This is a genomic window from Roseofilum capinflatum BLCC-M114 (assembly GCF_030068505.1).
Lineage (GTDB): Bacteria > Cyanobacteriota > Cyanobacteriia > Cyanobacteriales > Desertifilaceae > Roseofilum > Roseofilum capinflatum.
The window spans coordinates 1-25398 of the sequence record NZ_JAQOSO010000022.1; the positions used below are offsets into that span (position 1 = coordinate 1).

At 47.0% G+C, this 25398-nt stretch carries 36 protein-coding genes; 2 read left to right on the top strand and 34 right to left on the bottom strand.

Features of this window, described 5'->3' with window-relative positions; translation table 11 throughout:
* Positions 1-89: 89 nt before the first annotated feature.
* Positions 90-272 (bottom strand): hypothetical protein, encoded by a 183-nt coding sequence (locus PMG25_RS05035; RefSeq protein ID WP_283765817.1) that lies wholly within the window; start codon positions 270-272, stop codon positions 90-92.
* 172 nt (positions 273-444) lie between these two features.
* Here PMG25_RS05035 and PMG25_RS05040 point away from each other — a divergent pair, with 172 nt between their 5' ends.
* The gene (locus tag PMG25_RS05040; RefSeq protein ID WP_283765818.1) at positions 445-2964 is read left to right on the top strand and encodes a mannose-1-phosphate guanyltransferase; all 2520 of its coding nucleotides are present in this window, start codon (positions 445-447) and stop codon (positions 2962-2964) included.
* 77 nt (positions 2965-3041) lie between these two features.
* On the opposite strand, the gene PMG25_RS05045 is transcribed toward PMG25_RS05040, so the two are convergent.
* From PMG25_RS05045 to PMG25_RS05075, 7 genes are all read right to left on the bottom strand, one after another.
* Entirely contained in the window at positions 3042-4244 is a 1203-nt protein-coding gene (locus tag PMG25_RS05045; protein WP_283765819.1) for an argininosuccinate synthase, read from the bottom strand.
* 194 nt (positions 4245-4438) lie between these two features.
* Entirely contained in the window at positions 4439-5320 is an 882-nt protein-coding gene (locus PMG25_RS05050) for a mechanosensitive ion channel family protein (protein WP_283765820.1), read from the bottom strand.
* Positions 5321-6508 (bottom strand): hypothetical protein, encoded by a 1188-nt coding sequence (locus PMG25_RS05055; protein WP_283765821.1) that lies wholly within the window; start codon positions 6506-6508, stop codon positions 5321-5323.
* Between the two features lie 53 nt (positions 6509-6561).
* Positions 6562-6735, bottom strand: coding sequence for a hypothetical protein (locus PMG25_RS05060; protein WP_283765822.1), 174 nt, complete (start codon positions 6733-6735; stop codon positions 6562-6564).
* 167 nt (positions 6736-6902) lie between these two features.
* The gene (locus PMG25_RS05065; RefSeq protein ID WP_283765823.1) at positions 6903-7166 is read right to left on the bottom strand and encodes a DUF3226 domain-containing protein; all 264 of its coding nucleotides are present in this window, start codon (positions 7164-7166) and stop codon (positions 6903-6905) included.
* A complete protein-coding gene (locus PMG25_RS05070; protein WP_283765824.1) occupies positions 7166-8254 on the bottom strand; it encodes an AAA family ATPase in 1089 nt (362 codons plus the stop codon). The genes PMG25_RS05065 and PMG25_RS05070 overlap by 1 nt, the downstream gene beginning before the upstream one ends.
* 53 nt (positions 8255-8307) lie before the next feature.
* Complete coding sequence (locus tag PMG25_RS05075; RefSeq protein WP_283765825.1) at positions 8308-9048, bottom strand: MORN repeat-containing protein; 741 nt, start codon at positions 9046-9048, stop codon at positions 8308-8310.
* A 256-nt stretch (positions 9049-9304) separates the two neighbouring features.
* On the opposite strand from PMG25_RS05075, the gene PMG25_RS05080 reads away from it, so the two are divergent.
* Complete coding sequence (locus PMG25_RS05080) at positions 9305-10819, top strand: DUF3370 domain-containing protein (RefSeq protein WP_283765826.1); 1515 nt, start codon at positions 9305-9307, stop codon at positions 10817-10819.
* A gap of 16 nt (positions 10820-10835) precedes the next feature.
* On the opposite strand, the gene PMG25_RS05085 is transcribed toward PMG25_RS05080, so the two are convergent.
* The 26 genes from PMG25_RS05085 to rpsC all read right to left on the bottom strand — a co-directional run bounded on the left by PMG25_RS05085 (position 10836) and on the right by rpsC (position 25388).
* Positions 10836-11312 carry a DUF29 domain-containing protein gene (locus PMG25_RS05085; RefSeq protein ID WP_283765827.1) on the bottom strand — a complete coding sequence of 159 codons (477 nt, stop codon included), beginning with the start codon at positions 11310-11312 and terminating at the stop codon, positions 10836-10838.
* Between the two features lie 18 nt (positions 11313-11330).
* Positions 11331-12431 (bottom strand): peptide chain release factor 1, encoded by a 1101-nt coding sequence (gene prfA / locus PMG25_RS05090; RefSeq protein WP_283765828.1) that lies wholly within the window; start codon positions 12429-12431, stop codon positions 11331-11333.
* A 123-nt stretch (positions 12432-12554) separates the two neighbouring features.
* Positions 12555-12773 (bottom strand): 50S ribosomal protein L31, encoded by a 219-nt coding sequence (rpmE, locus tag PMG25_RS05095; protein WP_283761647.1) that lies wholly within the window; start codon positions 12771-12773, stop codon positions 12555-12557.
* A gap of 208 nt (positions 12774-12981) precedes the next feature.
* The gene (gene rpsI, locus PMG25_RS05100; protein ID WP_283755965.1) at positions 12982-13398 is read right to left on the bottom strand and encodes a 30S ribosomal protein S9; all 417 of its coding nucleotides are present in this window, start codon (positions 13396-13398) and stop codon (positions 12982-12984) included.
* The gene (gene rplM / locus PMG25_RS05105) at positions 13398-13853 is read right to left on the bottom strand and encodes a 50S ribosomal protein L13 (RefSeq protein WP_283765829.1); all 456 of its coding nucleotides are present in this window, start codon (positions 13851-13853) and stop codon (positions 13398-13400) included. The genes rpsI and rplM overlap by 1 nt, the downstream gene beginning before the upstream one ends.
* A 35-nt stretch (positions 13854-13888) precedes the next feature.
* Positions 13889-14737 (bottom strand): tRNA pseudouridine(38-40) synthase TruA, encoded by an 849-nt coding sequence (truA, locus tag PMG25_RS05110; protein WP_283765830.1) that lies wholly within the window; start codon positions 14735-14737, stop codon positions 13889-13891.
* Positions 14738-14834: 97 nt separating this feature from the next.
* A complete protein-coding gene (rplQ, locus tag PMG25_RS05115; protein ID WP_283765831.1) occupies positions 14835-15224 on the bottom strand; it encodes a 50S ribosomal protein L17 in 390 nt (129 codons plus the stop codon).
* Between the two features lie 48 nt (positions 15225-15272).
* Complete coding sequence (locus PMG25_RS05120; protein WP_283765832.1) at positions 15273-16214, bottom strand: DNA-directed RNA polymerase subunit alpha; 942 nt, start codon at positions 16212-16214, stop codon at positions 15273-15275.
* A 129-nt stretch (positions 16215-16343) separates the two neighbouring features.
* Positions 16344-16733 carry a 30S ribosomal protein S11 gene (gene rpsK, locus PMG25_RS05125; RefSeq protein ID WP_271938977.1) on the bottom strand — a complete coding sequence of 130 codons (390 nt, stop codon included), beginning with the start codon at positions 16731-16733 and terminating at the stop codon, positions 16344-16346.
* A 90-nt stretch (positions 16734-16823) separates the two neighbouring features.
* On the bottom strand, positions 16824-17207 hold the full coding sequence (rpsM, locus tag PMG25_RS05130) for a 30S ribosomal protein S13 (RefSeq protein ID WP_283765833.1): 384 nt from the start codon (positions 17205-17207) through the stop codon (positions 16824-16826).
* A gap of 105 nt (positions 17208-17312) precedes the next feature.
* On the bottom strand, positions 17313-17426 hold the full coding sequence (rpmJ, locus tag PMG25_RS05135; protein ID WP_271938971.1) for a 50S ribosomal protein L36: 114 nt from the start codon (positions 17424-17426) through the stop codon (positions 17313-17315).
* A gap of 89 nt (positions 17427-17515) precedes the next feature.
* The gene (infA, locus tag PMG25_RS05140; protein ID WP_271938968.1) at positions 17516-17740 is read right to left on the bottom strand and encodes a translation initiation factor IF-1; all 225 of its coding nucleotides are present in this window, start codon (positions 17738-17740) and stop codon (positions 17516-17518) included.
* Positions 17741-17879: 139 nt separating this feature from the next.
* Positions 17880-18440: an adenylate kinase gene (locus PMG25_RS05145; RefSeq protein WP_283765834.1), complete on the bottom strand. Its 561-nt coding sequence runs from the start codon at positions 18438-18440 to the stop codon at positions 17880-17882.
* A gap of 4 nt (positions 18441-18444) precedes the next feature.
* Positions 18445-19752: a preprotein translocase subunit SecY gene (gene secY, locus PMG25_RS05150; protein WP_283765835.1), complete on the bottom strand. Its 1308-nt coding sequence runs from the start codon at positions 19750-19752 to the stop codon at positions 18445-18447.
* Positions 19753-19876: 124 nt separating this feature from the next.
* Complete coding sequence (gene rplO, locus PMG25_RS05155; protein ID WP_283765836.1) at positions 19877-20323, bottom strand: 50S ribosomal protein L15; 447 nt, start codon at positions 20321-20323, stop codon at positions 19877-19879.
* A 54-nt stretch (positions 20324-20377) separates the two neighbouring features.
* Positions 20378-20917, bottom strand: coding sequence for a 30S ribosomal protein S5 (rpsE, locus tag PMG25_RS05160; RefSeq protein ID WP_283765837.1), 540 nt, complete (start codon positions 20915-20917; stop codon positions 20378-20380).
* Between the two features lie 18 nt (positions 20918-20935).
* Positions 20936-21301 (bottom strand): 50S ribosomal protein L18, encoded by a 366-nt coding sequence (rplR, locus tag PMG25_RS05165; RefSeq protein ID WP_283765838.1) that lies wholly within the window; start codon positions 21299-21301, stop codon positions 20936-20938.
* A 2-nt stretch (positions 21302-21303) separates the two neighbouring features.
* Positions 21304-21867: a 50S ribosomal protein L6 gene (gene rplF, locus PMG25_RS05170; RefSeq protein ID WP_283765839.1), complete on the bottom strand. Its 564-nt coding sequence runs from the start codon at positions 21865-21867 to the stop codon at positions 21304-21306.
* Positions 21868-21940: 73 nt separating this feature from the next.
* A complete protein-coding gene (gene rpsH, locus PMG25_RS05175) occupies positions 21941-22342 on the bottom strand; it encodes a 30S ribosomal protein S8 (protein ID WP_283765840.1) in 402 nt (133 codons plus the stop codon).
* Between the two features lie 25 nt (positions 22343-22367).
* A complete protein-coding gene (gene rplE / locus PMG25_RS05180; protein ID WP_283765841.1) occupies positions 22368-22913 on the bottom strand; it encodes a 50S ribosomal protein L5 in 546 nt (181 codons plus the stop codon).
* A gap of 17 nt (positions 22914-22930) precedes the next feature.
* Positions 22931-23278, bottom strand: a complete 348-nt coding sequence (gene rplX, locus PMG25_RS05185; protein WP_347178747.1) for a 50S ribosomal protein L24 — start codon at positions 23276-23278, stop codon at positions 22931-22933.
* On the bottom strand, positions 23278-23643 hold the full coding sequence (gene rplN, locus PMG25_RS05190) for a 50S ribosomal protein L14 (RefSeq protein ID WP_283761664.1): 366 nt from the start codon (positions 23641-23643) through the stop codon (positions 23278-23280). Before rplN ends, rplX begins: the two co-directional genes overlap by 1 nt.
* Before the next feature lie 51 nt (positions 23644-23694).
* Entirely contained in the window at positions 23695-23937 is a 243-nt protein-coding gene (rpsQ, locus tag PMG25_RS05195) for a 30S ribosomal protein S17 (RefSeq protein WP_283765842.1), read from the bottom strand.
* Between the two features lie 3 nt (positions 23938-23940).
* Complete coding sequence (gene rpmC / locus PMG25_RS05200) at positions 23941-24195, bottom strand: 50S ribosomal protein L29 (protein WP_283765843.1); 255 nt, start codon at positions 24193-24195, stop codon at positions 23941-23943.
* Positions 24196-24201: 6 nt separating this feature from the next.
* Positions 24202-24618: a 50S ribosomal protein L16 gene (gene rplP, locus PMG25_RS05205; RefSeq protein ID WP_283765844.1), complete on the bottom strand. Its 417-nt coding sequence runs from the start codon at positions 24616-24618 to the stop codon at positions 24202-24204.
* 38 nt (positions 24619-24656) lie between these two features.
* A complete protein-coding gene (rpsC, locus tag PMG25_RS05210) occupies positions 24657-25388 on the bottom strand; it encodes a 30S ribosomal protein S3 (RefSeq protein ID WP_283765845.1) in 732 nt (243 codons plus the stop codon).
* Positions 25389-25398: the final 10 nt, after the last annotated feature.

Consider the following 25398-nt stretch of genomic DNA (forward strand, 5'->3'; position numbering starts at 1 on the left):
GGGAATAGGGAATAGGGAATAGGGAATAGGGAATAGGGAATGGGGAATAGGCAATTACCGATTACCCATTACCCATTACCCAATTTTAATTATTTCAAAGCCTTTCTAAAATTGCGACGATAGGAGCCATTAAACACCAACACCGGCCAACCCAGGGAAAGGAGAACCTTATTCATCAATCCTGGCGTAAAATTGGTGCGAGAATAGCCCTTCCAAAACTTCCAAACCCCGATCGCATAGCCGACGAGTCCCAACACAATCAATAGCTTCATCTGGTTACCGCTCCTAATCTAGTCCATTGGCCCACTCTCCGTTTAGGATCGTGAGAGTATGCTACAGTTCTAGCAAAATTGTATAAGTGTTGATCGTCACTATCATTAAGTTTAGTTAATTTCCCTATTCCCTATTCCCCATTCCCCATTCCCTAAACTAGAGGAGCGTCTTATGAGAGCAGTGCTAATGGCGGGTGGTTCAGGAACCCGGCTAAGACCTTTAACCTGTGAGCTTCCCAAGCCGATGGTTCCCGTCCTTAACCGACCGATCGCCGAGCATATTGTCCGTCTACTGAAACAGCATCACATTGATGAAGTGATTACTACGCTCTATTACTTACCCGATGTGATGCGGAATCACTTCCAAGATGGGCGAGAGTTTGGCATTCAAATGACCTACGCAGTTGAAGAAGAGCAACCTCTGGGAACGGCTGGATGTGTAAAAAATGTGTCAGAATTATTGAAATCGCCTTTCCTCGTCATTAGTGGCGATTGTATCACCGACTTCGATTTAACGGCGGCGATCGCCTTTCACACCCAAAAAAAAGCCATGGCTACCTTGGTTTTAACCCGTGTTCCTAATCCCCTAGAATTTGGTGTGGTCATTACGGGGCGAGATGGTCGCATTCAACGATTTCTAGAAAAACCTTCCAGTAGTGAAGTATTCTCTGATACGGTTAACACCGGAATTTATATCTTAGAACCGGAAGTTCTCGATTATCTACCGCCCCAAGAAGAAGCAGATTTTTCTAAAGATTTATTTCCCTTTCTCCTGGCCCAAGACCAACCCCTTTATGGTTATATAGCCGAAGGCTATTGGTGTGATATTGGCCATCTAGACGCTTATCGAGAAAGCCAATATAGCGCCTTAGCCAAACGAATTAACCTAGAAGTCCCTTACCCGAACCGATCGCCAGGTTTATGGATTGGGGACAATACGGCGATCGATCCCACCGTAAATATAGAACCCCCGGTGCTAATTGGCCATAATTGCCGCATTGGTAGCCATGTGCATATCGAACCCGGAACCATTATTGGCGATAATGTTACCATTGGCTCCCACGCCACGTTAAAGCGGCCGATTATCTGGAATGGGGCCTTTATTGGTGATGAAAGCCATCTGAGAGCTTGTGTCGTCGGTCGAGGAACTCGGATCGACCGTCGGGCCCATGTGTTAGAAGGGGCAATTGTGGGTTCTCTGTCTACGGTTGGCGAAGAAGCGCGGGTTTCTCCTCAAGTGCGGGTATGGCCGAATAAGAGAATTGAAGCGGGAGCGATCTTAAATCTGAATCTCATTTGGGGTAATGTGGGCCATCGTAACCTGTTTGGACAACGGGGAGTCTCCGGTATCGCCAATGTTGATATTACCCCGGAATTAGCAGTCAAACTGGGTGCGGCTTATGGTTCCACCTTGCCACAAGGGTCTGAAGTCACCGTATCTCGCGATCAACGAAGCATTTCGCGGATGGTGACGCGATCGCTGGTTGCGGGGTTGATGTCTGTGGGAGTCGATGTGCAAAACCTGGAAAATAAGGCGATTCCCATCGTCCGTACAGTGATTCCGACCCTAGGGGTGGAAGGGGGAATTCATGTGCGTTTGCATCCAGAGCGGGGCAGTTCCTTACTGATTGAATTCCTAGATCATAAGGGGATTAATATTTCTAAGGCTAAGGAAAAGAAAATCGAAGGTTGTTTCTTCAAAGAGGATATGCGGCGATCACTCCTGTATGAAGTCGGCAAGGTCACGTATACCTCGGAAACTCTGCAAATCTACAGGTCGGCTTTTGAAAAACATCTCAATTTAGAAGCGATCGAAACCGTGTCCTCTAAAATCGTCATTGACTATGCTTTTGCCGTTAGTGGCGCAGTCTTGCCCCAACTGCTGGCCAAATTTGGCTGTGACGCGGTGGTTCTCAATGCCAGCTTAAACCCCAAACCCCTTTCCTTAGAAGAGCAAGAAGAGTTACTCAATCAGTTAGGGCGGGTAGTTGCTGCCCTGAATGCGACCATGGGGGTACAAGTGTCCTCCAATGGCGAAAAATTTATCCTCATTGATGAAACCGGAACAGCGATTCGAGGGGAAATGCTCACCGCTTTGATGATGCAAATGATATTAACGGCCCATCCTAGGGGAGCGGTGGTGGTTCCCATCCATGCTTCGAGTGCTGTGGAAGAAATTGCCCATCGCCATGATGGCCGGGTGATTCGCACAAAGGCCAATCCAGCCGCTTTAATGGAAGCCTGTCATGCCAATCCCAATGTGGTGTTAGGGGGCAGTGGAGATATGGGCTTTATTTTTCCCCAACTCCATCCCGGTTTTGATGCCATGTTTGCCACGGCTAAGTTGATGGAGATGTTGAAATTACAGGAAATAGCCTTGGAAACCATGCGATCGAAATTACCACCTATTGCCCATCGGATGACGACTATTCGCTGTCCTTGGACGGCTAAGGGGGCAGTGATGCGCTATTTGGTGGAAACCCATGCTCCGGAGCAATTGCAGTTAGTCGATGGTGTGAAAATCATCTCTTCTGATGGTCACCATTGGGTGCTGATTTTGCCCGATGCTGGGGAAGCGCTGGTGGATATTATCGCTGATGGTTGCGATCCAGAGATGGTGGATAGTTTACTGCAAGATTACCGCGATCGCGTACAAAGTTTTATTGAGTCTCATCAACAGTTGGATGACTAGGCAAGATGGGGGGATTCTTTTGACTGGGTTTTTGTAGGAGTAGGCTTTTAGGCCCATCCCCCCATCTCTCCATCGCTCTAGCCCCTGGTTTGTTGAGACCACAACCGGGTGGGGAGTCCCCAAACATAAATAAAGCCTTCAGCCGCTTTATGATCGAATACGTCTTCTTCGCCGTAAGTGGCCCAATCTAGACTATAGAGACTATTGTCAGATTTGCGGCCGACAATGGTGGCCGATCCTTTGAAGAGTTTCACCCGGACTGTACCCGTCACCCGTTCTTGGGTATTGGTGATAAAGCCATCTAAAGCGGCTTTCAGGGGAGAGAACCAAAGGCCGTTATAGACCAATTGACTATAGGTTTGCTCAATTCCCCGTTTATATTGGGTCACATCAGCCGTTAGGGTTAAGCTTTCTAAATCACGGTGGGCTTGGATCAGGACTAGAAGAGCTGGGGTTTCGTAAATTTCCCTGGATTTAATGCCCACGAGACGATTTTCGATCATGTCAATGCGACCGATACCATGGTTTCCGGTCATTTGATTGAGTTGGGTAATTAAGGCTACCGGCTGGAGCGCTTCACCATTGAGGGAAACGGGGCAACCTTTTTCAAACCCAATGTCTACATATTCCGGTTCATTCGGGGTATCGGCGATCCCCTTGGTCATTTGATAAATGTCTTCGGGGGGTTCTGCATAGGGATCTTCAAGCACTCCGGCTTCGATCGCCATCCCCAATAAGTTGCGGTCAAGACTATAGGGAGATTTCTTTTTCACCGGTGCAGGAATGCCATATTTTTCCCCATATTCAATGGTTTGTTCGCGGGAAAAGCCCCATTCCCGTGCAGGAGCGAGGATCTTTATGTTGGGGTTGAGTGCGCCAATGGCTACATCAAAGCGCACTTGGTCATTGCCTTTTCCGGTACATCCGTGGGCGATCGCATCTGCCCCATATTTTTCCGCCGCTTCTACCAGCAGTTTGGCAATCAACGGCCGAGCTAAAGCGGTGGATAAGGGATAGCGATTTTCATACAGGGCATTGGCTTGAATGGCGGGAAACCCATACTCTTTTACAAAGGTTTCTGTCCCATCTGCTACTAAGGATACACTGGCTCCAGAGTCAAGAGCTTTCTTGCGGATGGGTTCTAATTCATCCCCCTGGCCCAGATCTGCGGCCAACGTAATCACTTCTTCTACTCCCCATTCATTCATCAGATAGGGAATACAAACGGAGGTATCAACCCCTCCAGAATAGGCTAAAACAACTTTCTTCGCACGACCCATAGGTTTATCACCCTAAAAACACTAATCAGCTATTGTATCTACTCAATTAAAAATTAAAACTCAAAAATTAAAAATTAAAACTTGATTACGAGAAGCCAGTTTCCGCGATCGCCAACGCCAGCATCAGGGTTTGACTCATCCCCTACAGCACTTTGCACAGTAATGAGGTATAATAACAGAACCTTCCCCCTACCCTAATCCGACTCCCCAACTTCAGTATTTACTCTTGGGCTATGTAGCGATCGCTTGAGATAAGGCAGGCTATAACGGGCAAAGGCGCGTTTGGCTCGACGGATTAAATCAGTTTTATACATAAATTCATCGCGAGCATCCATGGGATAAGAGCGCAGCTTAAATTTAGTGCCCCAACGTTCTTCTTCCATCACCACAACAATGGGAAGTTTCAGTTGTGTATATTTGCTGCTGTAGGCGGCTTGATAGAGAATCTGGATCACCCGTTCATCATCAACATCATGATCGAAATAAAAATCCGTAGCTACTTGAGCCTCTAAATGACCGCCATTAGAATTAGAAACGGGTTCTGTCCAGGTTTTATTGTGGGGAATAGTAATTGTATTATCATCCGGGGTTTGAATCTGAATCCCGCGCAGTCCATAGCTTATCACTTCGCCATAATGGTCTTGGATTTGAATGCGATCGCCGACACGATAGGGGGCTTCAAATAAGGCAATGATTCCGGCAATAATGGAACTAACATAATCCTTAAAAGCGAAACCGAGGGCAACGGCAATGGTTCCGGTTAAGGCGATTAAATTGGCTTCAGAGAGGTTGAAAAATAGCCGGAGTAGATAGGCAATTACAAGAATTAAAATTAGTCCTTTCCAGAATGGGACAGATTGTTTAATCAGCAGTCGGAACCGGCGAGGGACTCGCTCGGAACTCCAGGTCGTTAGTTTTTCGACTACGGAGGTACTGCCATAGGCGATCGCCACCGCGATCAGCGCTCGGAAAATTTTCGGTAATGTAAAATCCGTCAGTAGTTGCTCCGGGAGATTCGGGGAGGACTCTACTTGAGCCAAGAATGCTAGAATCTCCCCAGAAAATATAGCGATCATTTAGTCTTTACCCACAAAGAAATTATTATTACTCAGTTCCCGAACCACTTTTTGATAGTGACTCGGTTGCACAGATAAGCTTCCCTGTTTCGCTTCGAGCAGATCGGCGCGTAAAAGCCATTGTACTCTTGCCTGAATTTGACTTTCAGATTCCCCCAAACTGAGGGCGAGATGGCTGCGGGTGATGGAACCATGAATTAAAACAGAGTGGAGCAAATAGCGATCGCTCGGCTCTAAACTTGGTAAACTAGGCAAATAAGGTTTTGTTTCATACAAAACCATTTCCGGGTTATTCAAGGAAGGAACTCGATCGTCTTGAACGGCATCGGGTTTAATTCGCAAACTTTGCAACCACAAGTAAGTAGCAATTTGACTGACTCCCGATGATTGAGAGGCTAAGGCTTCCCAATAGGTTTTGGTCGGTTCAGCATCTTCTCCAGAGAGTAACTTAGGAGCCACAACTGTTTGAGTGATGGGGTTTAACCACTCTTCTAGTAGAGTAGCATCAAGTTTGGGTAAGGTCTCTATCTGACTAAAATAAGCGCTCACTTGACAGACAAAATCGAGGAAATCCCACGCCCAATGATTACAACCGATCGCCCAAAAACATTGGGGATTCTGAATCATCAAGTCTCGGAGTAATTCGACACTCTCCCAACCCCCGATCGATCGCAGGAAACATTGTTCTAAACAGGGAATCACAATCAGGGTTTGGCGCTCTTCGAGTGCGTCTACATCCAGGGAATGATCGGCTTCTTGGCTAGGGTTGAGATGGATATGAGGATAGGGTTGTAGGGCTTGTTGGATACGTTGCGTCAGGGTGAGGGGGTTCTGGGGACGATGGAGAGCAGAGAAGGGAGTCAGAATCTCTAAAGCGGGGGGGGAGTCCCAATGAGCGAAACTATCCTGTAAGATTTTGGCGATCGCCTCTACGGGATGAGCGAGAATCACCACATGATTGGCTGCCTCTAAATTTTTTTGCCAGGTTGTCACCCCAGTGGCGATCGCCTCTTGAATCGTGGTTTGATAAGCTGTAGGACTCGATAAGGACGCAAGACGTTGGCTTAACTCCGCCCAGAGAGTATCCGGTAACTCAATTAAATCTTCCTCCGGATCAACTGTTTTTTGAGCCTTCGTAAACCAGGATTGAATCTGTTGGCGAACATGAGGGAATAAGCTCTGGATCATCGATTTCCACCGAATTGATGATCCTCTATCATAGTTGATGTGTTGATCTCTGGTCAGCTTACACCCAGATCCCAACCTTGGGTTTCCATGCGAGTGAGCGATCGCCCAGTTTTCAAATATTCCATCTGGGTTGCTTCCAGAATATAGCTCATTTTTACCGGTTCCTGGGCATCAGCCGCTAAAAATGCCGCATTCAGGGCAATGGATTTAATATTACCTCTAAACACTGGGAGCTATTGCCCTATTTTAGCTGAAACAATCCACTACAATTTTCAGAGATTTTGTACAAATTCAATCAAGTCTCTAAATGCTGGATGTTCCCACTTAACATAGCCTGCTCTCGCCGCTTCGCCTAAACGCTTATCTGGTTGATCTTGACTCGCTAACCACGCATTCACTGGATACTTTGAGATTTAGAGGTAAATGAATCATCCGCATCGCCCGTGATGCCTAAAGCCACAACACTGGAAAATCCAGGCATTAATGGAACCGTTTTTAAGAACTTTTTTAAATTTCCTTTTCCACCATAATTCTCAATCTGAATATCCTCAAGCCCTAAATACTTGATCAACCCGGAGAAAAATAATTGTTCATCCTTTCCTTCGCCAAGGATTACCTTTGTTTTATTAAAGGTTACGGTTTTGCTGACTTGACTCATTAACGCATCTCCAGATTCAGGTCTACAGAAGTCCCTAGAGTTTCTTGGTCGTAGACTAAAGATTTAATCAAAGAAGAATCTTTTTCCCGTTCTAGCCTGATATAACGAAAATCATAGGATTCAAACTGAGAAAAGGCTTGATGAGCAGCGAGAATACATTCACGACTATGAGTAGTGGCAAAAATCTGGGTATTATACTTTTGAGTTGCCAGGGCAATTGATTGCCAAACTTTTTCTAAAACAGAATAATGGATACCATTATCAATTTCATCAATTAACAAGATGCCATCACTAATACTCATGATCGACAGAATAATAGAAAGTAATCTGCTCATTCCTTCTCCCATTACGGCAATAGGAATTAAAGATTCCATTCCTACATCTCCATAAATCATAGGAATTCCCTCATTCACTAAAATGGCTAAACGCTTTAATCTTGGCTCTAAGATTCTCAAAATATCGACGACTTCCTGCTGTCTATTTATGGCTTCTAGATCGCTAAATCTTTCTGCATCCTCACTGGGAGATATTTTTGTTCGACTACTGATAAAATAAATGACATCAAAAAAATCTATTTCCGCTTCTTCGGGAATACTTTCTTGTTCAATGCCTAGTCTCATTTCACTAGCATCTTCTTTGTCTAGTGTCAGAAAAATAGTAAAAACTAAGTGTTGATTGTTTTGTTTGAATTCTAATTTTAAGTCTTTGAAAAACTTTCGGGTATTAGATCTTAAACTTAAAGGCAATATTCTGGGTGTTGAAGCCTTATCCAAGCTTAACTTCAGATCAGAGTTTATATCCTTATGATCGACGATCTTGATTTTAATACTACGATCGGATCGCTTTTCATAAAATACCCACTCACAAATCTCTTCTATATTAAAGTTGGGGTGACGGACAATTCCCCGGTCAAAGTTGAGTCTTAGGGGAGTTTCTAGGGAATTTAAGCTGGTTGATAGGGCGATCGCCTCTAGCAGGGTCGTTTTGCCCACATTGTTCACTCCCCCAATTAAATTCACTCGCTCTAGGTTAGGGATGCTGATGTCCTTAAAGCATCGAAAGTTACTAACCGTAATGTCTTTAAACATAGCAATATTGTGGATTACACCGTTCTGGCTTGATTATATCTGAGCGATCGCCCCTACTGTTTCAGCACTCCCGCTTCCCAGTTGCCCTCTAACTTCGTGCCATTGGTATAAGTAAACACGCCCCAACCTTGTTTCATGCCATTGCGAAAATTGCCCTCATAACGATTGCCACTGGGAAAAAGACAAGTGCCAAACCCGTTCAATTGCCCATCCTGAAACGCACCACTGCATTGGGTTCCATTGGCAAAATTGAGAGACCCACGACCATCAGGACGACCATTACGAAAGGCTCCTTGATAGCGATCGCCATTTCGATAGACACAAGTCCCCATCCCATTCAACTGCTGATTCTGCATCGTTCCTTCACAGCGCGTTCCTGTACTCAAGACGATCGCCCCTTGGCCCATACGCTGGCCATTTTGAAACTGTCCTTCATAGCGATATCGTCCCGGAAACGAACACACCCCATCCCCTTGTAACTTCCCATTGCGGAAGGTTCCTTGACATTGAGTTCCATTGCGAAAGCGCAGGGTTCCTTGACCGTGAAAAATTCCCTCCACAAGTTGCCCTTGATACTGAGTCCCACTCGGAAGCGTACAAGTCCCTTCACCGGTTAATGTTGGGCCACTAAAATTCCCTCGACAGAGAGAATTGGGGTTTGCTTGTGCAGAGAGGCTAAACCCTGCGATCGCCACTCCCGTGCTGGCAATTAGGGCGATCGCAAAGCGACTCCCCAGGAGTATCGCGAACCCATGAGCTAATCTGAATTGGGGTTGTTCTATCATCCGTTTCATTGCCGTATCTTCCATGATCTGGTCTTAATGTTCAAACTTCTCTATCATATAGGTTTAAACTTGATCCGGTTAATGGAAAAAAGTTCCAGACAGCAGCGATCAAAACTTCCCCGATCTCAATCAAGATCCGAGGGAGTAATGTAGAGCGCCAGGTGCTGGTAATCGGGACTTGATGGAGCGATCGCCGAATATCGCCTAATCAAGTAAACCCTTGTACACCTTTGGAGTTATCGTTAATTAACCCTACCGCAACCCCATGCTGCCATTAGTTTCTTTGTTGATTTTCGCCCAAATTCCGATTCCGCCTTCTGAACCCGCTCCCATACCGATCGATCGCGCTCCTCAACCGACTACTGAACCGACTACTGAACCGACTCCTACACCCACCCCTCCCCCTCTTCCCCCACCAGAGCGCCTCAATCCCCTTGAACAAATTCCCAAGCTTCCTCCCTTGCCCCAATTTGAATACCTCCAACCCACTGAAATTCGACCCCTATCCGGTCAACTCGATCAGGTTCCTGTCTTTAACAGTAATAGTCCCGAACTGGTCAAAACCGAAGGCATTCTCTTATCCACGTTTCCCAAACAGGGAATGCGCTATCCCCAAGCCCACTTGGATTATCCCCTAGAGGGACGATTTGATATTTTTGCCCATCACATTTCTCGCGCAAGAACTCAAGCGGAAATTCGTTCCTTTTTTCAAGGGATTTTAATCTATAACCCCACGGATAAACCCATTACTCTCAGAGTTTTGGAAGGAGCCAGTTATTTAACTCGCCCTGATGCGATTTTTATCGACTTGCCCCCAGTGGTCGATAATCGCTTAGGAACCATCTTTTCCGGGCCAGGAAGTCGGGCCGCGGGGGATGTGTTGCGCGGTCGTAAGCAAGGGACTTGGCCCGATGTGATGGTGATTCAACCGAGGGAAATTACTCAACTGATGAATCTTCCCATTCCTGCGGGAACAGTGCTGCCGACTTCTAATGGTCGTTCAACCCTATTGCGAGTGGAAACCGATGGCCCGGTTTATGTGGCGAATTTAGCCATGCTTTCTCCGAAAAATCCGGACGGGACGGAGCGCGTACCGACCCTGCAAGAATGGCAGAATTTATTGGTCAATGGCACGTTATCGGGGCCGCGAGATTTACGACCGACCCCCATTGACAATAAAACAACTAATTTTCCCGCTCGGTTTATCTATGGTCGCGTGGCGGGTATTTCCCAGGGATCGCAATGGACAACCACGTTAACGGATACTCCCCAATCTGAGGATTTAACGATTCCAGAACCCGGACGGGCGATCGCCTACGGTCTGAGTTTATTGCATCGCGGTCGCTTGGGTACAGGGCAAATCCAAAGCGCTCCCATGTTAACCCGCTATCCGGATACCGCCTATTTTGGCCATGGCAATTATGGAGTCGAGTATAATTTGACGTTGCCTTTATATAACAATACCCAGCAAGCCCAAAAGGTGACCATCGCTTTGCAAACGCCCTTAAAAGATGATGGAACCCAGGGAATGTTAATGTTTTTAGAGCCTCCAGAAGAGCGGATCTTTTTCCGGGGAACAGTGCGAATTGTCCATCGAAATTCCCAGGGACAAGAGACGGAACGTTATATGCATTTGGTACAACAGCGAGGACAACGGGGAGAACCCTTATTAGAGCTAACCCTGCCTCCCGGCGATCGCCAACAGGTACAGGTTGATCTCATTTATCCCCCTGATGCAACTCCTCCCCAAGTATTAACGGTTAAAACTGAGAATCAATAGTAGCCCCTCTCAGGATTTACTCTGGAATATAATCTTCATCAAGGAGATTATCTACAGTCAGCTTGGGGTCAACTGGAAATAATTCCGGATCGAGTTCATACTTCCTAATAATATCCTGCCTCGCATTTCCATAACACTGAGTCCAGACCTCAATTAACAAAACTTTGAGGCTAGGACTCTCTTCTAATAGATATTGAATTTGCCTGCGCTGCTCAACGATGGTTTGTCGCCATCCTCTGGCATTATTCGCTTTTTCAGATTCCCAGTATTCAATTTTTAAAAGATGTTCAATTAAAGTTGTCAGCCTGCTTTTTAGCTCCTTTTTCTCTCGCTTCCCCATGCTTTCAACTTCTTCAATCACACTCTCAAAATCGATTCGATCGAGCTGCCTTTCTTTGAGTAACTGCGCTGTTGTCTGTACCCATAAATAGAAATCTTCCTTGTAAAGTTCTGATAAATTAGAATCAGTTTTTACCTGCAACTCTGGATTCATACTCCTTTGAATGTTTTCTTAAGCTTGAACGGTTTGATTGGCAAGTTCTTCTAGACGCAGTTGCTGATCTTGAGTGATGCAAGCTTGAATTAAGGTTTCAATGTTGCCTTCTAAGGCACTTCCAAGGGAAAAGTTTTGACCCAGACGGTGATCGGTAATGCGATTATCTTTGTAGTTGTAGGTGCGGATTTTTTCCGATCGCGAACCTGTCCCTACCTGCGATCGCCGCATATCTGTCACCGCATCCTGCTGTTCTTGCAGCTTCATTTCATACAATTTTGCCCGCAAAATCTGCATCGCCCGTTCTCGGTTTTGCAACTGCGATCGCTCTTCCGTACAAAACACCCGAATCCCCGTCGGCTTATGGAACAAGTCTACCGCCGTTTCCACCTTGTTCACGTTTTGTCCACCCGCGCCGCCGGAACGAGCTGTACTAATTTCTACATCTTTAGCATCAATTTCCACTTCCACCTCATCCACTTCTGGCATGATCGCCACCGTCGCCGTTGAGGTATGCACTCGTCCCCCCGTTTCCGTCACCGGAACCCGTTGCACCCGGTGAACCCCCGCTTCAAACTTGAGCTTACTATAAACCTGCTCACCTTTAATCTCTAAAATCGCCTGCTTAAATCCCCCCATTTCTGCTGGGGACTCGCTCACCAGTTGCACCTTCCAGCCTTGTACTTCTGAATAGCGGGAATACATTCTCAACAAATCTCCCGCCCAAATACTGGCTTCATCTCCCCCCGTTCCAGCACGGATTTCCAACATAATATTCTTATCATCGTTGGGATCGCGGGGCAGCAATAAAATGGTTAACCGATGTTCTAACTGATCGATTTTCGTCTCTAACTCCTGCACTTCCAAAGCGGCGATTTCTTGCAACTCGCGATCGCCACCTGACTCCTTATAGATCTCTCTCGCTCCCGTCAACTCCTCTTGAGCCTGTTTCCATACCTCATAGGTATTCACCACCTCTTCTAGAGACGAACGAGCCTTTGCCACCTTTTGTACCTCATCTGGGTTGGTGGCAATATCTGGATCGGCTAACCGACGAGTCAATTCATTAAACGTCTGTTCAACAGAAGTTAGTTTGTCAAGAAGATATGCTTCAGCCATTATGTCAGGTGTCCAAGATTGAGGTTATTTACGGTTACCGAGCGGAGTCGAGGTACAGCAGGGAATAATACATGGACTGTAGGTTAAACCCCTACAACCCACAAAGACCAATCGCAATGGCTGCTACTTCTTACTTCCCATCCAGTTATACCGTTTCTGGAACCGTTCAACCCGTCCTTCCGTGTCAATAATCTTCTGAGTTCCCGTATAAAACGGATGATTTCCAGACCAAACATCTACGTGAATTTCCGGTTGAGTCGAACCCACCGTCATCACGAATTCGCCATTACAATACACTTTGGCTTCCGGATACCATTTGGGGTGAATATCAGATTTAGGCATGATGATTACACTTTCAAAAACACTAGCAACTACGTGGGTTTAAACCCTATTATATATCGAATTCCAATTGCTTCCCAGGTGGGTTGGGGCGGGTTGGGGCGGGTTGGGGCGGGTTCACTCAGATCTTGGTAAAAAAAGGGAAAAACTGATGAACCCGCCCCTACATCTTGGTAAAAAAAGGGAAAAACTGATGAACCCGCATCTACCCTTACCGTTTCGAGTATTGAGGAGCTTTTCTGGCTTTGCGTAAGCCATATTTTTTCCGCTCCTTTGCCCTCGGATCGCGGGTCAGATACCCTTCAATTTTCAAGGGTTGGCGATTATCTGGATCGAGTTCACACAAAGCTCTAGCCACACCCAAGCGAATTGAATCCGCTTGTCCCGTTAATCCCCCCCCTTTCACATTCACCAGAACATCATAGTCATTTTCCAGACCCAAGGTTTCCAAAGGAGCTTTAGCTGCTCCCAGATATTGGGGATTAAACTGGAGATATAAATCTCCCGGTTTACCATTAATTTTCAATTCCCCTTGACCGGGAACCAAACGGACGCGAGCAACAGAGGATTTTCTCCGTCCAGTTCCCCAATAAACAGCCCGATCTTTTTGACTCTCAGTAGCTTGCATTAGTTATCTTCTCCTGGTACGGTTTTCAGTTCTAAAACTTCCGGGGTTTGTGCCTCATGGGGATGCTTGGGCCCCGCATAGACTTTTAACTTGGTAAACAGCTTGCGTCCTAAAGAGTTTTTAGGCAACATTCCTTTAACTGCTTTTTCCACAATGCGTTCTGGAATTCGCCCTTGCAATTTGGCAAACGTTTCGGTTTTCATTCCCCCTGGACGACCGGAATGGCGGCGATAGAGTTTTTGCTCCCGCTTTTTACCCGTCACCTGAATTTTTTCGGCATTGACAATAATGACAAAATCCCCAACGTCCATATGGGGAGTAAAGGTGGGTTTATTTTTGCCTCGTAAGATACTAGCCACTTCTGTGGCTAAACGACCTAGGCGCTGGCCATCGGCATCGACCACATACCATTTTCGGTCTAGACTCTCTTGGGGAGGTAAGTAAGTTTTAGTCATAATGAATTGTTTTGCTTGATAGAGGGCAATTCGGTTTAACCCAATTTAAACTGGGGTTGGGTGTCAAACCAAACTTCTGGAGGAAAGGGAGGGTCTGGGTAGCCCACACGCAGTAAGCACAAGCCTTGGGCTGGGGCTGCGTATTTGACTAAATCCCGCCGTTCTTCTTGCCACAGATGGGTAAATTCTGTGGGAGTTATTTCGGCTGTGCCCACTTTAACCAATAGTCCCACCAGAAGTCGCATCATCCCATAGAGAAATCCATTAGCTTGGACTTCGATCGCCAAAAATGGGTCTTGGGTGGTGCATTGGGCTGTCTGAATGTCTACCCAGGAGTGCTGGCGACTCGATCCGGCCCGATGAAAGGCGGATAGGTGATGACGACCCAGTAAAGGGTCAAGGGCGGCTTGAATCCGGTTGGCATCCAGAGGTTGATAATAATAATGCCAAGTCAGATGCCGCACAAATAAGTTAGGGTTGGCGTGGGTATAGAGGGTATATCGATACCGTCGCCAAAGGGCCGAAAACCGGGCGTGCCAAGTGGGAGGAACCTGGGCTGAACCGCGAATGAGAATGTCTGAGGGTAAGCGACTATTGAGAATGGTCGCCCACCGTTGGGGAGGAATGGGCCCGGAGACATCGAAGTGGGCAACTTGAGCGGCTGCATGGACTCCGGTATCGGTTCGACCAGCCGCCACGACGGGAACGTGCTGATTGATCACCGAGGCGATCGCCTTTTCCAGTTCCTCCTGTACCGTTCGTTCTCCTTTTCCTTGGCGCTGCCAACCGTAGAAATGGGTTCCCAGGTACTGAATGACTAGAGCAATTCGTTGACGCTCATCCGTTAAATCCTCTGAGTCTTTCAGTTGCCAACGGGATTTCATTGGTTCTCCCCTGTATTCCCCATCACCTATAGTAGGGGCGGGTTTGTCCATCTTTCTCTTGGCCTACCCAGATCTTAGTGAACCCGCCCGGTTTGACTTAGACTAATTCAATAATCGCCATTTCTGCATTGTCCCCCCGACGAGGAACAGTGGGTAGAATGCGCGTATATCCACCCTGGCGATCGCTATACCGAGACGGAGCTTGTTCAAACAGAGCATGAACCAATTGCTTTTTCTTCAGCATATGTTCTTTGCGGTCTGGACTCCCACTCAGATATAGATAACTCAAAACCTGGCGACGAGCCGCCAGAGTTCCGCTTTTCGCTAGGGTAATCATTTTTTCCACTTCACTGCGGACAGCTTTCGCCCTAGCTTTGGTGGTCGTAATCCGACCATGACGAATCAATTCAGTCGTTAAGGATCTCAGCAGAGCCTTACGCTGATCGGCAGGTTTTCCCAGTTTTGGGACACGACAACGATGACGCATAACACTTTTCCACGTTTCAAAGTTTAGACAAAATTAAACCCATGAACGTTAGGATTTGGCCTTTTCATGGGGCAGAGTAATCCCTAACCTCTGTTGCAGGGCTTCAATCACTTCTTCGGCTGATTTTGCCCCAAAGTTTTTGATCTCCAACAAATCTTCTTGGGTGTAATCGAGTAGATCGGATACATTATTAATCTGCGCTCGTTTGAGACAGTTGTAAGCTCTCACCGATAACTGTAATTCCTCAATCGGAATCTGACTATTGGGATCATCTGTCAGTTCTGGCTCATCCTTGAGCGGCTCAAAGGTAATATCTTTGAGTGGACTAAATAAATCAACCAATATCGTCGATGCTTGAGATAAGGCTTCTTGGGGAGTGATACTCCCATTGGTGGTTACATCAAGGATTAGCCGGTCTTGTTCCAAGGAACCCCCTACCCGTGCATCTTCGACCATATAATTGACTTTAGATACGGGCATAAAAATCGCATCGATCTGGAGAAAGTCTAAGGCGCTCGGATCTTGGCGACTACGGTCTACAGAGCGGTAGCCTGTACCCGTTTCTATCCGAAACTCCATTTCTAAGGTTGCGCCCTCCGAGAGGGTGGCAACTTTTTGAGTGCCGTTGACTAATTCCACATCCGATGGTAGGTCAAACTCACTGGCTTGAACTGTTTTTGGCCCCGTGGCCACTAAACGGCCGATTTGGGGTTGATTAGAGTAGCTTTTGATAATGATTTCCTTCATGTTCAGTAAGATTTCTAATACATCTTCCCGAACGCCTGGAATCGTTGCAAACTCATGGTTTACGCCAGCAATCCTCACCGAGGTCACGGCTGCCCCGGATAGATTAGAGAGCAATACTCGTCTGAGAGCATTGCCTACTGTTGTGCCTTGACCTCGTTCTAAGGGTTCTAGAATAAATCGGCTGTACTGACTTTGATCTTTTTCTGTATAACTTTCAACACATTCAACCTGAAACTGCCCCACAGAGCCACCTCCCTTCGCCTGCTTTCTAGGAGGGCTGTATATGACCTTCCTAGCTGTTTGTTTGTCATTGAATGGGCCATGCTTGCCTCATCTGCTGGTTGGGCAGACTCGGCACGGATCGCCTTTGTCCTAGACTCGCCGCCGTTTTGGAGGACGGCATCCATTATGAGGGATGGGGGTGACATCTCGAATGAGAGTGATTTCTAAACCTGAACCTTGTAGGGCACGGATAGCGGTTTCTCGTCCCGATCCGGGGCCACTAACCATGACTTCAATTTGCCGCATTCCTTGGTCGATCGCCCGACGAGCGGCACTATCTGCGGCTGTTTGAGCGGCAAAGGGAGTTCCTTTTTTGGCTCCCTTAAATCCACTCGATCCGGCTGAAGCCCAAGAGATTACATCGCCGTTGGGGGCAGTAATCGAGACAATCGTGTTGTTGAACGTCGATTGAATGTGGGCTACACCATTAGGAATATTTCGCTTTTGCTTCTTCGGGCCTGTTTTTTTCGGTCGTGCCATAGTTTATGTTGCACTCTATGTATCTTGGTCTCAGAGGTCTGTATTGGATGAAATTGGCGATCGCATGGGGGCGATCTCATCAACTGCTACCTATTTCTTAGCGGCTGCTTTTTTCTTACCAGCAACTGTGCGGCGGACTCCACGACGAGTACGGGCATTGGTACGGGTTCGCTGTCCCCGTACCGGCAGTCCCATACGATGCCGTCTTCCACGATAGGTTCCAATATCCATCAGACGTTTGATATTCATTGCCTCCCACCGTCTGAGATCCCCTTCAATTTGGTATTGGGTCTCTACAGCTCCTCTTAAGGCAACGATATCATTATCTGTTAAATCTTTTACTCTTGTATCTGGATTGACACCAGTATCCGCTAAGATCTTTTGGGAACGGCTTAAGCCGATCCCATAGATGTAGGTTAGACCTATTTCTATCCGTTTATCTCGCGGTAGGTCTACACCAGCTATTCTGGCCACGCTTTTTCTCCCTCGTCTTGAACAACTTAACTTAATGCCTCTCCCTAGGGGGAGGGTTGATCCACTCTAAATGTAATCCCAAGTGATTCAGGTCTGGGGTTGAAGTTAACCTTGACGTTGCTTATGTTTTGGGTTAGAACAGATCACCATTACCCGACCTTTACGGCGAATAACTCGGCATTTCTCACACATTTTACGGACGGATGCTCGGACTTTCATCCCGTGTTTTTGAATGTCTACAAATATAACATCTTATCAGTTTTACTTTGGTTTTGTCAAATCAGACAAGAGAGACTTTAGAACGGTTTTTACTTCTTACGCAATCGATAGGTGATTCTCCCTTTGGTTAAGTCATAGGGAGTCAATTCTACTTTGACGCGATCGCCAGGCAAAATTTTGATATAGTTGCGGCGAATTTTACCCGAAATATGGGCTAACACATTAAACCCATTATCCAGGTCTACCCGAAACATAGCATTCGGCAAGGATTCTGTTACTTGCCCTTCCATTTCAATTAGATCTTGTTTAGCCAATGTCATCTCTCCTCAATTCTACAGGTCTGGGTCACAGAACTTCAATTTCCATGACTTTTACCCGAAAACAAAATTTCCGGGGTCTTTACATATCTTATCAAATTTTTTTCTCAAACTCGATCGGGTTATGGTTTCACCGCTAATGTCCCATGGTCAAAGCATGTTGTAAATCCTGGGTCACCTTTTCCACGGGCTGATTTCCCCGAATCCGCTTCAGTTTCCCCCGAGCGCCATAGAAATCAATCAAGGGTTGAGTTTCCTCGTGATAAACCTCCAAGCGATGACGAATCGTCTCGGTCGTATCATCAGCCCGTCCTCTAGACAAAAGTCGCTCAACTAAAATCGCTTCTGGAACCTCCAAGAAAATGGCATAATCACAATCTTTATTCTTGGAATACAACATTTTTTGGAAGGTTTCAGCCTGGGAACTGTTACGAGGAAACCCATCCAAAATCCACCCATTTTGGGCATCTGTTTCACTCAGCCGCTCTTCTACCAAATCCAACACCAACTGATCTGGAACCAAAGAGCCTTGATCCATATAGAACTTGGCCTTTAATCCCAAATCCGTTTCGTTGGCCACACTATTGCGGAGAATCTCTCCTGTAGAAATATGGGGAATTTTTTCCCGTTTGGATAGTTCGGCGGCTTGAGTTCCCTTGCCAGAACCGGGTGGCCCAATAAAAATCAACCTTGACATGACACTATTGTTTCACCATCCCTTCATAACGTTGAGAAATCACATAGGTTTGAATTTGCTTCGCGGTGTCAATCGCCACCCCAACCAAAATCAATAGGGAGGTAGCGCCTAATCCTTGAAACGTCGGGACGCGGGTCAAGCCTTCAACCACTGTGGGCACAATAGCCACAATGCCCAAAAACACAGCCCCTAAAAACGTCAACCGATTCAGAACCCGTTCAATATACTCACTCGTTGCTTTTCCGGGACGAATGCCGGGGATACTCGAACCCATTTTTTTCAGATTCTGAGCCACATCTATGGGATTCATAATCAAAGAAGCATAGAAATAGCTAAAAAACAGAATCATCGTCAAATAGAAAGGAACATATAATGCTCCTCCTGGACTCAGATATTGAACCGCACTCAGAACAGCCGAACTTCCGGTTAATTCAGCCAGGGTAACCGGTAAAATCAGGACAGCAGAAGCAAAAATAATCGGCATTACCCCACCTTGGTTTAATCGCAAGGGGAGGTAGCTACTTTTTTCCAAATACAGTTTTCTACCCACTTGGCGACGAGCGGAGATGATCGGAATTCGGCGAGTTCCTTCTTGAACAAAAACAATACCGACAATCATCACCAGGAAGACCAGCACCAAAAGCAGAGTTCGTCCGACAATACCACTATCTCCACTGGAGGCTAATTCAATCGTTTGGCCAATGGAGCGCGGCAAGGTAGAAACAATATTGACAAAAATGAGTAACGACGCACCGTTGCCGATACCTCGTTCAGTAATCACTTCTCCAAACCACATCACCAACATGGAACCCGCACTGAGGGCTAAAATCGTTTGGAGAATAAATATGGGCCCTGGGTTTAAGGCAACTCCGGGGGCATTATTTAACCATAATCCAATCCCTACACTTTGAAGGATGCACCATCCTAGGGCAACATAGCGAGTAATTTGGGAGAGTTTTCGCCGTCCGGCTTCCCCTTCATTCTTTTGTAAGTCTTCTAGGGTAGGCAGAGCAGCAGTTAAGAGTTGGATGATGATGGATGCATTAATAAAGGGGAGGATGCCGAGGGCAAAAACGCCCAGTTGAGAAATTCCTCCACCGGAAAACAGGTCTAAAAATCCAATAATTGGACTGCCTTCAATATTGCGGCTAAATTGATCCCGGTCGATGCCGATAACGGGGATATAAACCCCTAATCTAGCCAAAATTAATAAGCCCAGAGTGATCAGTAACCGACCTCTGAGGCCGGCTGCCTGAGCCATCTGGATAAAGGTTTCTTGAGCGCTTGGAGTTTTGTCTCGACTAACGGTCATTAAGGGACACCTCGATGACGACGGTAAATAGGTGGGTTAACAGTGGCAAGGATGCCTCCGCATTGCTGAGGCGATCGCCAGCTTAAATTTAAGAGCTTGGGCGATCAGGCTCTGCATCGCGCTGTTATTCTAAAACCTGACAACTCCCTCCAGCACCTTCGAGTTTAGTCCGAGCATTAGCCGTAAATTGGGCTGCTGTCACTTGCAGGGGTACGCTAATTTCTCCGTCTCCCAAGATTTTCAAGGGGCCGTCATTGGTGGTCACAATCCCTGCGTCCATCAATGATTCTAAAGTCACTTCGGTATTTGCTGGCAGGGTAGCCAGTTGACGAATATTAATCGTAGTGTACTGTTGTTTGTTAATAACTGTAAAGTGCTTGAGTTTAGGCACACGCCGATATAGGGGCATTTGTCCCCCTTCAAAGCCGGGACGAGTGCCCCGACCTGAACGGGATTTTTGTCCCCGCATTCCAAAGCCACAACTGGCTCCCTGACCTGCCGAGATTCCGCGACCGACTCGACGGCGGCGTTTACGGGAACCTTTTTGAGGGGCAAGATTTTCTAATCTCATGGTATTTATCCTTGGGCTTACCGGTTTACTCTCTAGTTAGTCCCTTTTTGGGAGCTAGACATAAAGCTGTTCGATGGCAATTCCTCTTTCCTGGGCGACATCAGCAAAGGTACGGAGGCTAGAGAGGGCATCAATGGCTGCCCTAGCATTATTGAGCGGGTTATTAGAGCCAAGTTGCTTGGCTAGGGCATTTTGAACCCCTGCCAGTTCTAGCACGGTACGCACTGACCCCCCAGCAATCACCCCAGTACCGGGAGCGGCTGGACGCATCAGCACTCTAGCTCCTGTGGCTTCTCCAGTGGAAGGATGGGGGAGGGAGTTGGCTTTGGTTAGGGGAACGGTAATTAGGTGTTTTTTGGCATCAGCGACTCCTTTTTTCACCGCTCCGATGACATCACCGGCTTTACCCACACCTACACCGACTTGACCCCGCTCGTTGCCGACGATGACGATCGCCCGGAAGCTTAATTTTTTACCTCCTTTGACGACCTTCGTCACCCGGCGGATTTGTACTACCCGCTCTTGCCATTCGCTTTCTTTTTCCCGATTGCGGTTGCCTTTGCGTGATTTGCCTTTCTTTTCTTTGTCTTCCATGGTTTTTGTGGGTCTGTCCTAAAAGTCTAATCCAGCTTCACGAGCCGCGTCTGCTAATGCTTTAACGCGACCATGGTACAAGTTGCCACCTCGGTCGAAGACCACCCTGGAAATTCCTTTATTGATGGATCGCTCGGCGATCGCCTTACCCACTTGGGCAGACGCTTCACAAGTCCGGCCCACAGCATTCAAGGCGGCTTTCATTTCCGGCTCTAAGGTGGAGGCAGCAGCTAGGGTATGATGCTGGGTATCATCAATGACCTGAGCATAAATGTGGTTGTTGGATCGAAATACCGCTAACCGGGGACGCTCAGGAGTTCCACTAACTGACTTACGAATGCGATTGTGTCTACGCTGCCTGAATTCTTGTCTGGTTCGTTTCATGGTTATTTCTTACCTGCCTTACCCGCTTTACGTCTGACGATTTCGCCCTGATAGCGAATGCCTTTACCCTTATAGACTTCGGGAGGACGAACATCACGAATTTTGGCGGCGGTATTGCCCACGATCTCTTTATCGATGCCGGTTACTACCACCAAAGTTCCTTGATTAACGGCTTTACCCGTATTATCAACGATGGCAAAATCAATCCCCTCTGGGGCTTCAAAATCGACCGGTTTACTATAGCCCACATTCAAGGTGAGGGCTTTGCCTTTGGCTTGGGCCCGGTATCCTACCCCTTGCAGTTCTAGACGCTTTTCAAATCCTTTAGATACCCCTTCCACCATATTGAACACGAGGGTACGGCAGAGGCCATGGGCTGCCCGACATCTGCGGGAGTCATTGCGCCGTTGCACGATCAGGGTATTGTTCTCTTGTTCAATTGTGACTTCTGAAGGCAAGATGCGCTCTAGTTGTCCTTTGGGCCCTTTGACAGAGACTTGTTGACCATTAAGGGTAACTGTTACTTTGTCAGGAATATTAATAGGACGTTTACCAATTCGAGACATAATCTTTTACTTGTTGTCCTTGTTCATGGGTCTAATCATTGATTTTTGCTCTGGGGCAATCGTCAATTCAAAGTTACCAAACATAGCAAAGCACTTCACCACCAATGCCTTGGCGACGGGCTTCACGGTCAGTCATGATGCCATGGGAGGTTGAAATAATGGCAATTCCAATCCCACCTAAAACACGGGGGAGTTCCTTGCGATTTTTATAAACCCTCAGACCCGGACGACTGACCCGTTCGAGCTTGCTGATAATTGGACTTCGGTTTTTGCCCTTATATTTAAGGGCAATCCGGAGGTTGGTTTTGACTCCTTCCCCCACCGTCTCAAAGTCGGAAATAAAGCCTTCATCTTTTAAGACTTGGGCAATACTCCGGGTGAGTTTGGTGGATGGGACTTGAGTGGTTTGATGCCGCGCTAAGTTCGCATTGCGAAGGCGCGTGAGCATATCCGCGATCGTGTCGTTTACGGCCATCGTTTACTCTCTCGATAAAACTCCTTTAGTTTTCCCGGAAAGGCATTCCCATTTCCCGCAGTAGGGCGCGTCCTTCTTCATCGGATTGAGCGGTTGTGGTAATGGCAACATCCATCCCTCGAATTTGGTCGATTTTGTCATATTCTATTTCGGGAAAAATCAGTTGTTCCCGCAGACCGAGGTTATAGTTTCCGCGCCCATCGAAACTTTTTGGACTAATGCCTCGAAAGTCCCGAATCCGGGGCAGAGCTAAGTTGATTAATCGGTCTAGAAAGGCATACATCCGATCGCTGCGTAGGGTTACCATGACCCCAATGGGCATTCCTTGACGAATTTTGAATCCGGCGATCGCCTTTTTGGCCCGAGTCACTACGGGTTTTTGTCCCGTAATCAGGGCCAATTCGCTCAGGGAGGCCTCTAAGGATTTGGCATTTTGAGATGCTTCTCCGAGACCTCGGTTAATGGTTACTTTTTGAATTTTGGGTACTTGATGAATATTCGTGTACCCAAATTGCTCCATCAATTTGGGAACAATTTTTTCTTGATATCGGGTTTTGAGGGGTTGTACCATAGCGATTTCCTGCCAATTTAATCAATGATTTCCCCAGTTTTTTTCAGCATCCGTACCTTTTTTCCTTCTTCGGTGAAGGTATAGGAGATACGAGAGGCGACTTTTTCCTTGGTGGAATAGAGCATTACATTTGAGCTATGGATGGGAGCTTCAAAGGTCTTGATTTGTCCCGATTCTCCTTCTTGTCTGGGTTTAACGTGCTTCGTTCTAATGTTCACGTTTTGCACCACAACTTTACTGAGTTTGGGGAGCGCCTCAATCACTTCTCCGACTTTTCCCTTATCCTTGCCCGCAATCACTTGCACGGTATCGCCTTTTTTGACATGCATTTTCGAGGCAAGTGATTTCTGTTTGGGTTTAGCCATTACAGAACCTCCGGTGCTAGGGATACGATTTTCGTGTAATTCTTATCTCGCAGTTCGCGAGCGACTGGGCCAAATACACGGGTTCCCCTGGGATTGCGATCTTTGTTAATAATGACGGCAGCATTATCATCAAAGCGAATGCTCATACCACTTTGGCGACGCAAACCTTTTTTAGTTCTCACAATCACCGCTCGAACTACATCGGATTTTTTGATCGCCATATTGGGGTTGGCATCTTTAACGACGGCAATGATTTCATCACCAATGGAACCATAGCGTCGGTTGCCACCTAGAACTCGAATACACATGAGCTTACGAGCGCCACTGTTATCGGCAACATTGAGATAGGATTCTTGTTGAATCATGGGTTTATTCCTGGGATCAAAAAGGGAATCAACGCTCTAAATAAAGGGTTACTAACGAGTCTCAAGGATCTCACTAACGATCCAACGTTTGGTTCGACTCAAGGGACGAGATTCTTTAATTAAGACGCGATCGCCTTCTTTACAGTTTTCGTCTTCGTCGTGGGCTTTATAATGCTTAGTCTTGACCACAGTTTTACCGTATTTGGGGTGGGCACTACGATTTTCAATCGCCACCACCACGGTCTTCTGCATTTTCGTACTAATGACTCTGCCCACTCTTTCTTTGACGGCCATAGATTATGACTCCTCTTTGTCCTCTACAGGTGTCGCACTTTCTTGAGATTGAGCTTGAGTCAACTGCCTCTGTCTCTCAACCATCAAGAGTTGGGATTGGCGGTGTTTGAGGTGTTTGAACTGATGAGGTTTTATTTCTCCCTGGCCGGTCGCTTGTTGAAGCCGTAACTGAAACAGTTGTCGTTTGATGGCTACAATTTGCTCGCCAAGTTCCTCATCACTCAGGTTTCTTACCTCGTCAATTTTAGGTAATGGCATCTTTTTCTAACCCTGGGTATCACGCACCAAAAATTTAGTCTTGATCGGGAATTTATGGGAAGCCAGACGCATGGCTTCACGAGCGGTGGCTTCGGGCACACCGGCAATTTCATAAATTATCCGTCCGGGTTTGACCACAGCTACCCAATATTCTGGGTTTCCTTTCCCGGAACCCATACGGGTTTCGGCTGGTCGCATGGTTACCGGTTTGTCGGGGAAAATCCGAATCCAAATTTTCCCACCCCGCCGGATATACCGGGTCATGGCTCGACGACCGGATTCGATTTGGCGGGAGGTAATCCAGTGAGGTTCAAGGGCTTGGAGTCCAAAGTCTCCAAAGTTGATGACGTTCCCACGGGAAGCCAACCCTTTCATTCGACCTCGGTGTTGTTTGCGAAATTTTGTTCTTCTTGGACTTAACATGGCCAGAACTCAATTCAATAAGGGGTCACCCACAACGATTAGCTTTCGTTGGATCGGTCTTCAAATTGCGGCCGACGGCGATTACCTCGACGACGACTGGGGTTTGGCCCCGGTGGGGGAGTTTCTTCTTGTCCGGGGATAATTTCGCCTTTGAAGACCCAAACTTTAATGCCCAAGATTCCATAGATGGTTTGGGCGGTGCGGTAAGCGTAGTCAATGTCAGCCCGGAGGGTATGCAGGGGAACTCGTCCTTCTCTTGTCCATTCTGTACGGGCAATTTCTGCTCCGTTCAGACGGCCACTCACTTGGATTTTAATCCCTTGAATGCCTGCTCGTTGGGCCCGTTGGATGGCTTGGCGCACGACTCGACGGAAGGAAACCCGACGTTCGAGTTGTTGGGCGATATATTCAGCCAACAGACCGGAATCGGCATCAACGCGGGTGACCTCAACGACGTTGATCCGAATTTGGCGATTGCTATCACCGATTTCTTTTTGCAGGCTAGTGCGTAGGGACTCAATGCCTTGACCCCCTCGACCGACGACAACGCCGGGCCGGGCGGTATGGATTTCTAGGTCAATCTGATCGGCTTTGCGCTCGATGCGGACGGTGGAAATCCCGGCGTTATTGAGTTGTTTTTCTACATATTTACGAATCTTAAAGTCTTCTTGTAAGATTCCTGGGTAGTGTTTGTCATCTGCGAACCACCGAGAACGGTGTTCTTGGGTGATTCCTAGCCGAAACCCAGTTGGGTGTATTTTTTGTCCCACAGAGTAATCC